Source organism: Demequina subtropica (assembly GCF_000971235.1).
GTDB classification, from domain to species: domain Bacteria; phylum Actinomycetota; class Actinomycetes; order Actinomycetales; family Demequinaceae; genus Demequina; species Demequina subtropica.
Window position 1 is genome coordinate 111548 of sequence record NZ_BBMB01000005.1, and the last position, 15166, is coordinate 126713.

General features: G+C 73.2%; 12 protein-coding genes. 5 read left to right on the forward strand and 7 right to left on the reverse strand.

What is annotated here, in order from left to right; translation table 11 throughout:
* Positions 1-27 precede the first annotated feature (27 nt).
* The 3 genes from AOM06_RS05315 to AOM06_RS05325 are packed head-to-tail and all read right to left on the reverse strand — an operon-like array spanning position 28 to position 2947.
* Positions 28-1200: a cytochrome b/b6 domain-containing protein gene (locus AOM06_RS05315; RefSeq protein ID WP_082105334.1), complete on the reverse strand. Its 1173-nt coding sequence runs from the start codon at positions 1198-1200 to the stop codon at positions 28-30.
* Positions 1197-2159: an electron transfer flavoprotein subunit alpha/FixB family protein gene (locus tag AOM06_RS05320; protein ID WP_062303712.1), complete on the reverse strand. Its 963-nt coding sequence runs from the start codon at positions 2157-2159 to the stop codon at positions 1197-1199. The genes AOM06_RS05315 and AOM06_RS05320 overlap by 4 nt, the downstream gene beginning before the upstream one ends.
* A gap of 11 nt (positions 2160-2170) precedes the next feature.
* Positions 2171-2947, reverse strand: coding sequence for an electron transfer flavoprotein subunit beta/FixA family protein (locus AOM06_RS05325; RefSeq protein WP_062303713.1), 777 nt, complete (start codon positions 2945-2947; stop codon positions 2171-2173).
* 152 nt (positions 2948-3099) lie between these two features.
* Here AOM06_RS05325 and AOM06_RS05330 point away from each other — a divergent pair, with 152 nt between their 5' ends.
* Both AOM06_RS05330 and AOM06_RS05335 read left to right on the forward strand, forming a co-directional pair.
* Positions 3100-3786 carry a ZIP family metal transporter gene (locus tag AOM06_RS05330; RefSeq protein ID WP_062303714.1) on the forward strand — a complete coding sequence of 229 codons (687 nt, stop codon included), beginning with the start codon at positions 3100-3102 and terminating at the stop codon, positions 3784-3786.
* Positions 3787-3868: 82 nt separating this feature from the next.
* A complete protein-coding gene (locus AOM06_RS05335; protein WP_062303715.1) occupies positions 3869-5296 on the forward strand; it encodes a basic amino acid/polyamine antiporter in 1428 nt (475 codons plus the stop codon).
* Positions 5297-5472: 176 nt separating this feature from the next.
* Here AOM06_RS05335 and AOM06_RS05340 read toward each other — a convergent pair whose 3' ends face one another.
* Together AOM06_RS05340 and AOM06_RS05345 are read right to left on the reverse strand one after the other, a co-directional pair.
* Positions 5473-6540 carry a T6SS phospholipase effector Tle1-like catalytic domain-containing protein gene (locus AOM06_RS05340; RefSeq protein WP_062303716.1) on the reverse strand — a complete coding sequence of 356 codons (1068 nt, stop codon included), beginning with the start codon at positions 6538-6540 and terminating at the stop codon, positions 5473-5475.
* Positions 6541-6615: 75 nt separating this feature from the next.
* Positions 6616-7323, reverse strand: a complete 708-nt coding sequence (locus AOM06_RS05345; RefSeq protein ID WP_082105335.1) for a GTP cyclohydrolase II — start codon at positions 7321-7323, stop codon at positions 6616-6618.
* A gap of 271 nt (positions 7324-7594) precedes the next feature.
* On the opposite strand from AOM06_RS05345, the gene AOM06_RS05350 reads away from it, so the two are divergent.
* The 3 genes from AOM06_RS05350 (at position 7595) to AOM06_RS05360 (ending at position 11262) form a co-directional block, all read left to right on the forward strand.
* A complete protein-coding gene (locus tag AOM06_RS05350; RefSeq protein WP_062303830.1) occupies positions 7595-9280 on the forward strand; it encodes a glycoside hydrolase family 13 protein in 1686 nt (561 codons plus the stop codon).
* A 64-nt stretch (positions 9281-9344) separates the two neighbouring features.
* Positions 9345-10382, forward strand: coding sequence for a LacI family DNA-binding transcriptional regulator (locus AOM06_RS05355; RefSeq protein WP_062303717.1), 1038 nt, complete (start codon positions 9345-9347; stop codon positions 10380-10382).
* Complete coding sequence (locus AOM06_RS05360) at positions 10375-11262, forward strand: carbohydrate kinase family protein (RefSeq protein ID WP_062303718.1); 888 nt, start codon at positions 10375-10377, stop codon at positions 11260-11262. The genes AOM06_RS05355 and AOM06_RS05360 overlap by 8 nt, the downstream gene beginning before the upstream one ends.
* A gap of 20 nt (positions 11263-11282) precedes the next feature.
* On the opposite strand, the gene AOM06_RS05365 is transcribed toward AOM06_RS05360, so the two are convergent.
* A complete protein-coding gene (locus tag AOM06_RS05365) occupies positions 11283-12158 on the reverse strand; it encodes a hypothetical protein (RefSeq protein ID WP_062303719.1) in 876 nt (291 codons plus the stop codon).
* Entirely contained in the window at positions 12155-15157 is a 3003-nt protein-coding gene (locus tag AOM06_RS05370) for a bifunctional [glutamine synthetase] adenylyltransferase/[glutamine synthetase]-adenylyl-L-tyrosine phosphorylase (protein WP_062303720.1), read from the reverse strand. The genes AOM06_RS05365 and AOM06_RS05370 overlap by 4 nt, the downstream gene beginning before the upstream one ends.
* Positions 15158-15166: the final 9 nt, after the last annotated feature.

Below are 15166 nucleotides of genomic sequence, written 5' to 3' on the forward strand. Positions count from 1 at the left end.
GTCGCAGTGATGTATACAACGGGTCCGTCAGCGCCCGCTGACGGACCCGAAGCGACCCGCGACCGGCGCGATCAGGAGCGGCCTGAGAGCCGCCACCGCGCCCGCGATGACCCCGAGCGACACCAGGAAGATCCCCACGCCCAGCCATCCGCCCGCGTCGCTCGCGGCGTACATGTGCTCCAGGTTCTCGCGGGCGCCGGTGAGGAGCACCAGCCCGACGTGGCCGACCACGAAGGCGACGAAGTAGACCATCACCGGGAAGTGGAGCGCCCGCGCGACGCTCTTCGGGTAGACGCGGTCCCCTCGCGGGCCGCCACGCCAGTAGATGCTCATGCGGACGCCCGTGACGATCGCGAGCGGCGCGGCGATGAACACCGTGACGAAGTAGGCGAGCTGCTGGAGCGCGTTGTAGTACGCCCAGCTGTCGTGCGCCGGCCAGTCGAGCGAGGCGTACTGCAGCGCCGTCGAGAGCGCGTTGGGGAAGACGCTCCAGCTCGTGGGCACGATGCGCATCCATTGCCCCGTCGCGAGCAGCAGGACGATGTAGAGCGCGCCGTTCGCCACCCACAGCACATCGAGCGCCTGGTGGGTCCACGAGCTCAGGCTGATCCGGCTCGCAGGGTCGGCGCGACGCGCCCAATGCGCCTCGGGCCGCTGCTGCAGGCGCACCTCGAGCCCCGTGCGCACGATGAGCACCAGCAGGAAGACATTGAAGAAGTGCTGCCAGGAGAGCCACGCCGGGATGCCGACCGGCGCCCCTTCCGGGAGCGGGTAGGTGCCCGGATAGGTCTCGAGGAACCGCTCGACCGCGTCGAGGCTCACGAGCCATCGCGCCACCAGCACCACGAGTCCCCCGACGGCGAGCAGCACCGCGAGACCGATGACCGCGCGCCCGCCGCGCCCCATGCGGCGGGGCGCGGGGATCGGGACCGGGGCGGGCTCATGCGCGGCGGGGGCCGCCTCGGGAGCCGGCGCCACCGGCGCCGGCTCGTCGACCGGCACGTCGACCGGCGCACCGGCGGGGACCGCGACGGACGCCGGAGCGAAGCCCGCCGCGGGCCACGGCTCACCGCCCGGCGTCCTCGGCAGGCCGCGGCGCAGCGCCACGCCGACGGCGTCGGCGGATCCCCCCGCGCGCGCCGGCGGCCACGGCTCGCCTCCCGGCACCCGGGGAAGACCTCGACGCACGCCGGGGGTCACGAGCCCCGCCTCGCCTCGAGCGCCGCGATAAGCTGCGGCACCACGTCGAACAGGTCGCCGACCACGCCGAAGTCGGCGATCTCGAACAACGGCGCGTCGGCGTCGGTGTTGATCACCACGATCGTCTTGGAGGTCTGCATGCCGGAGCGGTGCTGGATCGCCCCGGAGATGCCGAGCGCGATGTACAGGTCCGGCGACACGGAGACGCCCGTCTGACCCACCTGATGCGAGGACGGCGCGAAGCCCTCGTCCACGGCCACGCGCGAGGCGCCCACCGCGGCGCCGAGCGCATCGGCGAGCCGCTCGACCAGCGCGAACTGCTCCGCCGAGCCGATGCCGCGGCCGCCGGAGACCACCTTCGCGGCGCCGCGCAGGTCAGGCCGCGACGAGGACTCGACGATGGGCTCGACCGCGGCCACCGCGACCGCGGGCAGGCCGGACGCCTCGACCTTCAGCTCCTCGACCACGGGATCCGCGACGGCCTCCGCACGGGCCTCGACGGCGCCCTGGCGCATCGTCACCACCGGAGCGCCGAAGGTGGGCGCCGAGTCGACCAGGAAGCCCCCGCCGTACACGCTGTGATGAGAGACGACGCCCTCGCTGTCGCGCGAGACCCCGACGGCGTCGACCGCGAGCGTCGCGCGCGCCCGCGCCGCGTACCGTGCGGCGGCCTCCCGACCCTCGACGGAGTGCGAGACGAGCACGGCGGCGGGGACCACGGCGGCCACGGCCGCCTCGAGCGCGTCGACCGCGCCGACGCCGAACGCGCCCGCGGGCGCGATCAGCACCCGCGCCGCACCCAGGCGGCCGGCGGCGGCCGCCTCGACCGCCGCATCGTCCCCGACGAGGAGCGCGACGGGTGTGCCGAGCGAGCCGGCGGCGCCCAGCAGGCCGGCCGACGACGCCGCGAGGCCACCCGTGGGGTCGCGGTCGAGCAGCACCAGGATGGGTTCCGTCATGGTCCGCCCCTTCACGCGAGCCGGTTCTCGACGAGGAAGTCGGCGAGCCGCTCCCCCGCGTCGCCGGAGTCGACGATCTTCACGCCCGCCTCTCGCGGGGGCCGCTCGCGCGCCGCGATCATGATCGAGCGCGGCACGGCGGGGTCCTCGGCGTCCACGCCCAGTTCCGCGAGCGAGAGCACCGCGATCTCCTTCTTCTTCGCGGCCATGAGCCCCTTGAAGTTGGGCAGGCGCGCATCGGGCAGCGCCTCCGTGACCGAGATGAGGGCCGGCAGCGGCGCGGAGACGCTCACCGCCGCCGCGTCCGAGGCTCGGACGCCCGTCACGGCGTCCTCGGTGATCTCGACAGAGGACAGGAACGTCGCGCACGGCACCGCGAGCAGCTCGGCCATCGCTGCCGGCACGGCGCCGCCCATCCCATCGGTCGAGGCGTTGCCGGCGACGATCAGGTCGAAGCCTGCGTGCCGGGCGGCTGCGGCGAGCACCTCCGCCGTGAGCATGAGATCAGCCCCTACGAGCGCGTCGTCGACCACCTGGACCGCGTCGGTCGCCCCCATCGCGAGCGCCTTGCGCAGGGTCGGCTGCGCGAGCTCGGGGGCCATCGCGAGCAGCACCACCTCGGTCGCCTCGTGGGCGTCCGCGTAGGAGAGCGCGACTTCGAGTGCGCGCTCGTCGACCTCGTCGAGCACCGCCGTGTCCGCGGAGCGCTCCGCGAGCCCGGTCTCGAGCGACAGCGTGCGCTCGACGTAGGTGTCCTGCACCACCTTCATCAGCACGATGATCCTCATGCGTCTCCCTCCCCTCGGTCCGCACGTCCTCAGTGGACCAGGATCCGCAGCGATGCGCCAGGTGCAGCGCGGACTCGCTGCGCGCGGAGGGGGATTCCTTCCGCCCCGCGAGATCCCAGGCAGACCGCCGCGCAGCGGCCTAGGGTGAGCCTATGGTCGAGGCGCTGCTCGTGGGCATCGCGACGCAGTCCTCCCTGCTGCTCGCGTGCCTCGTGGTGTACCGCCTCACGTTCTCGGACGGGACGGTGGGGTGGCTCGCCGGGCTGGGCTCGGGCGCGCTCCTGGGTGCGGCCTCGTTCCAGCTGGTCCCCCAGGCCCTCGACTCGCTGGGCAACCTCGAGATCGGCGCCTGGCTCCTTATCGGCGGCGCCGTGTACGCGCTCGCCGACCGCATCGTCGAGCGGCGCTTCGGCGAGTCGGGCGCCATGGGGATCGTCGTCGGCAACATCATCGACGCGCTCCCCGAGTCCCTCATCTTCGGCATCCAGCTGGCGGCGGGCCTCACCGTGAGCCCCGCGCTCGCGACCTCGGTGTGGGTGTCCAACATCCCCCAGGCGCTCGCCCCCGCCGCGGAGATGCGCGCGACCGGCTGGAAGGCGTCGCGGCAGGTGGCGCTGTGGGGCTCGGTGGTGGTGGTCGCGGGCGGCTGCTCGGCGTTGGGCTTCGGCGTGGCCACCGCGCTCAGCGACGTGACGGGCGCGCGGCTCGCCGCCTTCACCACGGGAGCGCTCATCACCATGCTCACCACGTCGATGATCCCCTTCGCGTACCGCAAGGGGCGCGTGGCGGCCGGCCTGTGGGCGGTGGTCGGCTTCGGGCTGACGCTCGCCGGGTCCTGACCCGGGCCGAGCGGTCCGCCGGGCGCATCGTCCCTGCGCTTGTTAGGTTTCGAGAGGACGATGCGGCGTGGGAGGAGGGCCGATGGCGGGATCCCCCGGGCACGCACCCGTGAAGCTGTCGCTGCTCACCATGACCACGATGGTCATCGGGACGATGGTGGGCGCGGGCGTCTTCACGCTCCCCCAGAGGTTCGCCGCGGCGACGGGCGTGAGCGGCGCGCTCATCGCCTGGGCCGTCGCGGGCTTCGGGACGCTCATGCTCGCGCTCATGTTCCAGGCGCTCGGCAACCGCAAGCCGCACCTGGACGCGGGCATCTACGCCTATGCGAAGGCGGGCTTCGGCGAGTACCTGGGCTTCTTCTCCGCATTCGGCTACTGGGCGACCACATGCGTGGGCAACGTGTCCTTCTGGGTGCTCATCATGTCGACCATGGGCGGGATGTTCCCCGCGCTCGGCGAGGGCGACACGGTGCTCGCGGTGGTGCTCTCGAGCGCGGGGCTCTGGGGCTTCTACCTGCTGGTCCGCCAGGGCGTGAAGGAGGCGGCGGCCATCAACCGCATCGTCACGCTCGCCAAGCTGGTACCGATCATCGTGTTCATCGTGATCGTGCTGTTCTACGTGGACCCGCAGGTGTTCATGGACAACATGGCGGGCGCGTCCGGGCTGCCGCTGTTCGACCAGGTCAAGGAGACGATGCTCGTCATGGTCTTCGTCTTCCTGGGAGTCGAGGGGGCGAGCATGTACTCGCGGCACGCGAGGCGCCGCGAGGACGTGGGCCGCGCGACGGTGCTGGGCTACCTCAGCGTCTTCGCGATCTTCGCCTCGGTCACGATGGTCTCCTACGGCGTCATGCCCGCTGCCGAGATGGCCGAGCTGCGCCAGCCGTCGATGGCCGGCGTGCTCGAGTCCGTGGTGGGCGGCTGGGGATCGGTGTTCATCAGCGTCGGGCTCATCGTGTCGATCCTGGGGGCCTACCTCGCGTGGACGCTCATCGCGGCGGAGCTGCTCTTCGTGGCCGCGCAGGACCACGACATGCCGCGCTTCCTCGGCCGCCAGTCCGATCGCGACGTCCCCACGACGGCGCTCATCACCACGTCGGTGCTCACTCAGGCGATGCTGCTCGTGGTGCTAGTGTCGGCGGACGCGGTGAACTTCATGGTGGACCTCACGAGCGCGCTGTCGCTCATCCCGTTCCTCTTCGCGGCGGGCTACCTGCTCAAGATCGCGGCGCTGCGCGACGGCTACCCCGAGGCGCGCGCGAGGCGCCGCGAGCTCGCGCTCGGGGTGCTGGCGACCGCGTACGTGGTGTTCCTGCTGTTCGCGGCGGGCCTGACGTTCGTGCTCGTGTCCTCGATCATCTACGCGCCCGCGTCGATCCTGTTCATCATGGTGAGGCGCGAGCAGGGCCGGCGGTGGTTCAGCCCGCGCGAGACCGTGATCCTCGCGGTGTCGCTGGTCGCGGCCGCGGTGGGCGTGGTCGGGCTCGCGACGGGGTGGCTCACCATCTAGCCGTCGGCGCGCCACGGCACGGGGCCGACAGGTGCGCGCGGCGGCCCTCGCACTTTTCCTGCACGAGGGGACGGCGGCAGGCACGGCGTGATCGCGCCCCCGTCATCGCCGTTCGCGCAGGAAAGGTGCGAGGACGTCCGAGCGATCACGTCACCGCGCTGCCGCCTCGAGCAGGCTCAGACCTCCGTGACACGATGCGGCCCGGCGAGCGCATCGATGAGGTTCTGCGGGTGGTCGGTCGGCTGGGCGGCGTGGCGCGCCACCGCGGTAGAGGACAGCGACTCGAAGCCGTCCTTCGCCTGACCGATCGGGCGGATGAGCGGCCGCCACAGCTTGAAGATTCCGGAGCGCGAGTTGCCGATCGGTCCCATCTGGTCCGGCGTGAACGGGACCGACTCGGCCTCGCCCGCGCGCACGGTGCCGCCCTCGACGAACGCATCGTCCACGAAGGCCAGCCCCTGCGCCGCGGCACGATGCGCGACCCACCGCATCGTGATGTCGGACAGGCCCGTGCCGCCACCGCCTCCGCCCCCCACGTTCGAATGGCAGCCCGCGAACCACACCTGCTCGAGGATCTGGCCCGGGGCCGGCTCGGGGAGGTTCCAGAGCGTGGGTGCGAAGGTGGTCCGCTGCTCGTCGATCGCGATGGCATGGTGCGCGGCCTTGACCGAGCGCGACAGCTGCGTGTCGTGGAACGACCACCGCCGGTTGAACCACTCGATCACGGGCACGGTGGTGCCGGGGATGCCCAGCGAGCCGACCGTGTCGAACACGCCCACGAACTGGATCTCGAGGCCCTCGTGCGAGTAGTTGCGGCGGAACAGCTCGGCCTTGCGGGCCCCGGGCGCGCTCGCCTTGGACCGCGACCGGTACAGCGCGTAGGCCTCACCGAGCCTGCCGAGATGGTCGGGCTTGAGGATCCCGGCGTTGCGCAGGAAGCCCGCGATCGAGCGCGCCGTGTAGGCGCCGCGGCTGTAGCCGATGAGGTAGATCTGGTCGCCGGGCTCGTACTCCTCGGCGATGCGCAGGTAGCCCTGGCGCACGTTCTCCGACAGGCCCCAGCCGAAGGCCCCGCCCAGCAGCTTCGGCCCCGACGTGCCGACCCCGGTGACGTAGTGGACGTGCTGCTCGACGCCGTCCCCATCCTGCGGCGCCACCGCGAGCGCGAGCTTCACCACGTTCGTCGGGTTGCCCTGGTCCGCCTTGCTCCATGTGCCGTCGCAGCACACCACGATGCGCTTCATCGCGCCCCTCCCCCGGTCGCGCTCAACCTCTCAATGAAACGCCTGGTCCGGGGCCACGTCAACCGGTGGGGCGGGTCAGAGCAGCCCGGGGAGCGCGAGGGTGTGCGCGGTGTGCTCGACCTTGGTCGCGAGGTAGCGCGCGTTCGCATCGCTCAGGTGCACGCCGGTCGCGACGCGCTCCTCGACCGACACCCCGAGCAGCGCAAGCTGGGCGGCCTTGTCGGGGTTGTTGCTCAGCAGGCGGATCCGGTCCGCGCCGAGCGCGCGCAGCATCTGCGCGGCAGGCGCGTAGTCGCGCTCGTCCTCGCCGTGGCCCAGCGCGACGTTGGCCTCGTAGGTGTCGAGACCGGCGTCCTGGAGGGCGTACGCGTCGAGCTTCGCGTAGAGGCCGATGCCGCGACCCTCCTGACGCAGGTAGAGCAGGAATCCACCGGTCGCGCCGATGCGCTCGGCCGCCTCCCGCAGCTGGGGTCCGCAGTCGCAGCGCTCGGAGCCCAGGACGTCGCCCGTGAGGCACTCGGAGTGCGGGCGCACGAGCGGCGCCTCTCCCCCGGAAGCCGCGCGGGCGAGCGCGCGCTCCCAGTCGCCCAACGCGATCGCGAGGTGCTCCTTGCCGTCGACAAGCCCCGCGAAGGTCATGACCCGGCCGGTGGTCGCGAAGCCGTCGGCGAAGCGCAGCGGCACGGTCACCGCCGTGCGGACCGTCGCGGCGGGCGGGTCGAGCGGCGTGGCAGTCGGGGCATCGTCGCGGGACGCGCGGCGGCTGGGGCAGATCGCAGTCATGGCGGCTCCTTCGGGCGGGCGCCCGTGCGCGGGCGCGATGCGTGCCGCAACAACCATGAGGTCGCGGGGATTCCCGTGCGCGCACCAGAGCCTGGCGGGACATGGAGGCACGATCCGGTCAGGATCTGGCACCCATGTCCCGCCAGCGCGCGCACGGCGCCCGGCGTGGGTCTCGGGCTCGGTTTGCACCCACCCGATGTAACCGCTTACATTGGGCGGCATCGTCGCCGCGGGTCCCTCGCGCGACCACCCGACCCTCCGAGAGGACACCGTGGCCCACACCGTCGCAGCCCAGGACATCGCCGCCCCGCACCGCGAGGCGCAGGACTGGTGGCGCTCGTCCGTGATCTACCAGATCTACCCCCGCTCGTTCGCGGACTCGAGCGGCACCGGGGTGGGCGATCTGCGCGGCATCACCGCGCGCCTCGACTCGCTCGCCGACCTGGGCGTGGACGCGATCTGGCTGTCGCCGTTCTACCGCTCGCCCCAGAAGGACGCGGGCTACGACGTCTCGGACTTCCGCGACGTGGACCCGCTGTTCGGCACGCTCGAGGACTTCGACGCGATGGTGGCCCGCGCGCACGAGCTCGGCCTCCGCGTGATCGCGGACATCGTCCCTAACCACTCGAGCGACCAGCACGAGTGGTTCCAGGCCGCCCTCGCGGCGGGCCCGGGCTCGAAGGAGCGCGAGCGCTACATCTTCCGCGACGGCAAGGGCGCGCACGGCGAGCTGCCCCCGAACAACTGGGAGTCCGTGTTCGGCGGGCCCATGTGGACCCGCGTGACCGAGCCCGACGGCACCGCCGGCCAGTGGTACCTGCACATCTTCGACACGTCGCAGCCCGACTTCAACTGGGAGCTCGAGGAGGTCCGCGAGGAGTTCGACGGCGTGCTGCGCTTCTGGCTCGACCGCGGCGTCGACGGCTTCCGCGTGGACGTAGCGCACGGGCTCATCAAGGCCGACGGCTTGCCCGACTTCGTGCAGGACGACGAGGAGGCGTCGATGGGCGGCGGCGCCGCCACGCAGTCGCCGTACTGGGCGCAGGACGGCGTCCACGAGGTCTGGCGCCGCTGGCGCAAGGTCACCGACGAGTACGACGGCGACCGCATCCTCGCGGCCGAGGCGTGGGTGTACCCGCTCGACTTCATGGCGAACTGGGTGCGTCCGGACGAGATGCACCAGACGTTCAACTTCGGCTACATGGAGACCCACTGGGACGCCGCGGACCTCCGCGCGGTGATCGACGACTCGATCGCCACCTTCGGCGCCGTCGGCGCCCCGTCGACCTGGGTGCTCTCCAACCACGACATGATCCGCCACGCCACGCGCCTCGCGCTGGGCAAGGACACCCCGCAGGGCCACGGCGTGGGCCCCGCGAGCCCCGGCCTTCCCGACGTCGAGGAGGGCATCCGCCGCGCCCGTGCGGCCTCGCTCTTCATGCTCTCGCTGCCCGGCGGCGCCTACCTCTACCAGGGCGAGGAGCTCGGCCTGCCCGAGGCGATCGACATCCCCGACGATGCGCGTCAGGACCCGACCTGGCACCGCACCGAGGGCGAGCGCTACGGCCGCGACGGCTGCCGCGTCCCGCTCCCGTGGGAGGCCGACGCCCCCGCGTACGGCTTCTCCCCCACCGGCGACGCGTGGCTGCCGCAGCCCACCGTCTACGGCACGCTCGCGCGCGACGCGCAGGCGGGCGTCGAGGGCTCGACGCTCGAGATGTACCGCGCCGCGCTGCACCTGCGTCGCGAGCACGGGCTGGGCGTGGGCGCCGGCGCGGTCGAGTGGGAGGACTCCCCCGAGGGCGTGTTGATCCACCGCGTGGGCGACATCCGCGTGATCGCGAACGTGAGCGGCGAGCCGGTGCCCGTGGACGGCGACGTGCTGGTCGCCTCCCACGCGCTCGAGGACGGCGCGCTGCCCGCGGACGCGACAGTCTGGGTGCGCGCGCGCGGGTAGGATTCCCGCAGGTACGGCCCGCGCGCCACGGCGGCGGGCGGGTCCGCGACGGAAGGAGCCGAGGGTGGCGACGATCCAGGGTGTCGCCGAGCGCGCAGGCGTGTCCACCGCGACCGTCTCACGCGCCCTCGCGGGCAAGGCGACCGTCTCGGCTGCGACGCGCAAGAAGGTCGAGGACGCCGCGCGCGAGCTCGGGTACGTCGCCTCCGCCACCGCATCGTCCCTCGCGTCGGGCCGGACGCGGAACGTGGGCTTCGTGCTGCCCGTCCTGGGCAGCTGGTACTACGGCAGCGTGCTCAAGGGAGCGAACCGCGCTCTCGCGGATGCGGGCTACGACATCACGCTCTACCACCTCGAGGACACGGACCGTCATCCGGAGCGGCGCAAGCGCCTGTTCGCGGAGTTCCTCCAGCGCAAGCGTGTCGACGCGTTCATCGCGGTCTCGGTCGAGCTCACGGACTCGGAGCTCGCGCGCATCCACGACCTCCGCAAGCCGATGGTGGGCGTCGGCGGCCCGCTCTCCGGCGTCACCACGCTCAGCCTCGACGACCGCGCGGTCGCGCATCTCGCGACGTCGCACCTCACCTCCCTGGGCCACCGCCGCATCGGCTTCATCGGCGGCGAGGAGCGCACCAACCTCGACTTCGCGCTCCCCCTGCACCGCCGCGAGGGCTACGAGGCGGCGCTCGCCGATGCCGGGATCGAGCCCGATGCGCGCCTGCGCTCGATCGGCGACTTCACCATCCAGGGCGGCTACGAGGCCGCCAAGCAGCTGCTGGGCGACCCCCGCGTGCGACCGTCCGCGATCTTCGCGGCATCGGACGAGATGGCGATCGGCACCATCCTCGCCGCGCGCGACCTCGGGCTGCGGGTGCCCGAGGAGCTCTCCGTGATCGGGATCGACGGTCACGAGCTGGGCGAGTTCTTCGAGCTCACCACCGTCGACCAGCATCCCGTCGAGCAGGGCCGGCTGGCCGCCGAGGCGCTGCTCGGCGAGCTGCGGCCCGACGCCGCGGAGGCCACGCACGTCGCCGTCTCCCTCCCCTACGAGCTCAAGGTGCGCCGCTCGACCGCGGTGCCGCAGGCGGCCAACCGTGACTGAGCCCGAGGTGCTCGTGGTGGGGCCCACGAGCGAGAACCTCATCGTCACGCTCGACCGGCTGCCGCGCCCCGAGCCCCACACGGTCTTCGCGCAGGCGTCGAGCACCGTGCTCGGCGGGACCTCCGCGGGCAAGGCTCTCCACCTGGTCGACAGGGGCGTCTCGGCCACGCTGCTCACCACGCAGGGGGACGATGCGACGGGCGAGTCGCTCATCGCGGCTCTCCGGGCTTCCGGCGTCGACGTGACCGCCGTGCGCACCGCAGGCCCCAGCGAGCGCCACCTCAACCTCATGTCGGCGCGCGGTGAGCGGGTCTCGATCTACCTCCAGGCCGCAGCCGACATCGGCGAGGAGGAGCTGCGACGCGCCCGGGCGAGCGCGCGAGAGGCGCTGGTCCACGCGCGCGCGGTGTTCCTGGACCTCGCCGACCTGTCCCGCGCGCTCATCCCCGAGGTGACGGCGCTCGCCCACGAGGTGTGGGTGGACGTGCACGACTACGACGGCGTCGAGGCCTTCCACCGGCCCTTCGTCGAGGCCGCGGACGTGATCCTCATGAACGGCGACCGCATGGACAGCCCGTCGGTCTACCTGCGCTCGCTGGTCGAGGACGGCAAGCGCCTCGCGGTGTGCACGCTCGGCGCGCGCGGGGCGATCGCCGTCGGCTCGGACGGCTCCTTCGCACGCGTCGAGGCACCCGTGGTCGACGTGGTGGACCCCAACGGCGCGGGCGATGCGTTCGCGGCGGGCGTGATGTCCCACGCGCTGCGCGTCGGCGGCGCCGCGTCGCTCACGGGCGACGCCCTGTGGGAGGCGCTCGAGGCGGGATCCGCCCAGGCAGTGCGGGCGCTGTCGACGCGCCAGATGTCGCCGCTGCTGGACTGAGGACGCCGACCTGGCGCGGGTCAGGCCCGCCGTCGCCCCATGAGAAGCGCCCCCGCGAGCGCCACGGCGCCCACTGCGAGGCCCACGAGCGCGACCACGCCGAGCCTCCCCGCAAGCGCGTCGACGCCCTCCGCCGTGACGATGCGCAGCAGCGCCTCCCCAGCCGCGCCGTCCTGGCCCCCCGGCAGGGCGCGCGCGATCCCCTCGACGCCCCACCACGTGAGGACCAGCCACAGCCCGCCCGCCACGGCCCCGACCGCGAGCCCCGCCTTCGCGAGGAACCATCGGGTCCGGTGCGTCACCACGAGCCCGAGCACGATGCACGCGATGCCCGCCCACAGGCCCCACCGCTGCGCGAGCTCGGCGTAGCGGTAGCCGGTGCGCACGCGCTCGAAGGCCGTCGCGCTGAGCACGCGGACCGGCACGGGCTCGAGCGCCAGGTCGGGCACGCGCGAGCCGATCCCGGGGACGTCGTCGATGCGCGCGTTGACGTACCCGGAGGCATCGATGTCGATGAGGAGCGGCGCCGGCGCGCGGTCCTCGGCGGTCGCCTCGGCCGCGAACTGGGCGTGCGCCGCATCGATCTGGTCGAGGACCGCGTCACGGAAGTCGTCGGAGCGCGCGGCGCCCTCGATCGCGGCGCGCACCGCCGCGTCGAGGCCGAGGCGCTCGAGGTCCACGCCCGCTTCCGCGATCGCGTCGAGCGCGCCGTCGGCCATGGCGTCCGCGGCGGCGTCGACGATCGCGTCGGTCGCGAGCGCCCGCTCCGCGATCCCGTGCACCGCGGTGCCGTCCTCGACCGTGCGCACCAGCACACCGCCCACGGCCCACGACGCGATGAGCGAGGCGCCGAGCAGGATGAGGACCGCCGACGCGACGGTCCTGAGCGCCTTCACCGCGAGTCCTCGTCCCAGCCGAAGAACAGGCGCTCCGTCACCGCGCGGGCGCGGCGGGAGTTGCGCGAGTAGCGCTCGTCGAGCTCGGAGCCCGTCAGGGACGTCCCGAGGATCTCGGCCAGCACGCCGAGCTCCTTGAGGTCCGGCGGGAGCACGTCGGTGTCGCGCGCGTTGCCCCGCAGCGCGAGGGCGCCGCGCAGGTCGGTCGCGAGCACCCATGCGGACCGCAGCTGCGTCGCATCGGGCCGCGCGATGAGATCGAGCCGTGCGGCGGCCTCGAGCGCGTCGAGCGTCACGGTGGTGCGCAGCTCGGGGTGCGCATGCCCATGGCGCAGCTGCGTGAGCTGCACCACCCACTCGACGTCGGACAGCCCGCCGGGCCCCAGCTTGAGATGACGGCGCGGGTCGATGCCGCGCGGCAGCCGCTCGGCCTCCATGCGCGCCTTGAGAAGGCGCATCTGCTTGAGCGCGCTCGCGGGCAGCTCCCGGGGGTAGCGCACGCCGTCGATCATCCTCAGGAAGTCCTCGCGGAGCCCCGCGTCGCCCGCGCACGGACGAGCCCGCAGGAGGGCCTGGGCCTCCCACGGGTCCGACCATCGGCCGTAGTACTCGGTGCACGAGCCCAGCGAGCGTGCCAGCGGCCCGTTGCGCCCCTCGGGGCGAAGGTCCGCGTCGATCGCGAGCGGCGGCTGCGGACCCACCTTCTGGAGCAGGCTGCGGATCTCCTGCGCGAGCTGCACCGCGATCGCCTGACCGTCGGGGCCGTCGCCGTCCCACACGAACTGCACGTCCGCATCGGACGCGTAGCCCATCTCGAGCCCTCCGTAGCGGCCCATCGCGATCACCGCGAAGCGGATCGGGAGCTCCTCGAGGCCGCGCGCCTGCGCGACCGTGGCGCGCGCGATGCGCAGCGCCCCCTCGATGAGCATGTCCGCGCTGTGGGACACCGCGAGCGCCGCGGCCGAGGAGTTGATCATGCCCAGCACGTCCGCGGCGGCCACGCGGGACAGCTCGCGGCGGCGCAGGCCCCGCAGCGCGGTGATCGCCTGCTCGCGGTCGTTCGACCGCCTCAGCACCGCATCGGCCTCGCCCCACAGGCGCGCGTAGTCGCGCGGGACCAGGTCCTCGTCGCGATCGAGCCACGTCACCGCCTCGCCGCCGGACGCGAGCAGCGCGCGGGCCACGTACTGCGAGGTCGACAGGAGCCGTGCCAGCCGCTCGGCGGCCGTCCCCGAGTCGCGCAGCAGCTTGAGGTACCACTGGGTGCCGGAGAGCTGCTCCGACAGCTGCCGGAACGCCAGCAGCCCCGCGTCCGGATCGGCGCCCTGCGCGAACCAGCCGATGAGGGCGGGCATGAGCTGCCGCTGGATCGCCTTGGTGCGCGAGACGCCCTCGGTCAGCGCCTGGATGTGACGGTACGCGCCGGCGGGATCGACGAAGCCGATCGCGGCGAGCCTCGCCTTGGCCGCCGCATCGTCGAGCCGTGCCTCGTCCGCGCTGAGCCGCGCGACCACCGGGAGGATGGGCCGGTAGAACATCTCGAGGTGCATGGCGCGCACATCGCGACGGATGTCGGTCCAGACCTCGTCCATGTACTCGACGGTCGCGAAGCCGCTCGCGCGCGCGAGGATGCGACGGTCCTGCGCGTTGTCAGGCATGAGGTGGGTGCGGGTGAGCTTGCGCAGCTGAAGGCGGTGCTCCCAGACCCGCAGCTGGCGGTAGGAGCGGTCCATCGCGGCGGCCTGCGGCCTGCCCACGTACCCGCCGGCGCGGAGCCGGGCGAGGGCGTCGAGCGTGCCCCTCACCCGCAGCGACTCGTCCGAGCGACCGTGGACCAGCTGAAGCAGCTGGATGGTGAACTCGACGTCGCGCAGGCCCCCGGGCCCGAGCTTGATCTGGCGGTCCGCCTCCGCGGCCGGCACGTGCTGCTCGACGCGGCGGCGCATCGCCTGGGCGGACTCGACGAAGCCCTCGCGCTCGACAGCGCTCCACACCATCGGCTGGAGCCGCCCGACGTACTGCGCGCCCACCTCGGGATCGCCCGCCACGGGACGGGCCTTGAGCAGCGCCTGGAACTCCCATCCCTGGGCCCAGCGCTCGTAGTAGGCGACGTGCGAGGCGAGGTTGCGCACGAGCGGCCCGTCGCGACCCTCGGGCCGCAGGTTGGGGTCCACCTCCCACAGCGCGGGCTCGACCCCCATGCCGCCGCAGGCCTTGGCCGTGGCGACGGCGAGGCGCGTCGCGACCTGCAGCGAGCGCGCGTCCTCGACCCCCGCGGCCGGCTCGGCGGCGTAGATCACATCCACGTCGGAGACGTAGTTGAGCTCGCGCGCGCCGCACTTGCCCATCGCGATGATCGCGAGGCGCGTCGCGGCGTGGTCGGGCTCGTCGTGACGCGCGATCGCGAGGCCCGCCTCGAGCGCGGCGCCCGCGAGGTCGGCGAGCGCCGCCCCGACCGCGGGCATGATCGTCTGGGGCGTGCGCTCGTACAGGTCCGCCGCCGCGATCCGCATGAGCGCGCGCCGGTACGCGATGCGCATCGCCGCGATGCCCTCGGCGCCGCCGATCGCCGCGACCGGAGCGTCGTCCGCCGGGTCCGCCCCCACCGCCTCGAGAAGCGCGGCACGCGTGTCGACCGCCGTGAAGGGCTCGTCGGCGGGCCAGCGCTCGAAGTCCTCGAGGAGCTCCGGATGGCGGATCAGGAAGTCGCCGAGCGCGGTCGAGCCCCCGAGCAGCACGCCGAGCTTCGCCCCGGCGAGGGACGATGCGAGGCGCACCAGCGTGTCGAGGTGGCCGTGGTCGCGGGCGGACTCCGCGAGCCGCAGCAGCTGCAGCAGCCCGGTGTCCGGGTCGGCCAGGTAGGAGACCGCCGTCGCCGGGTCGTCGAGCTCGATCCCGGTGACCTCGAGGATCTCGCGGACGAGCCCCTCGGCCCGTGCGGGGTCGTCGACGCCCGCGCGCCTCAGCCGGGTGGTGAAGGAGACCTCGCGTGCGCTCATGGCGCTCCG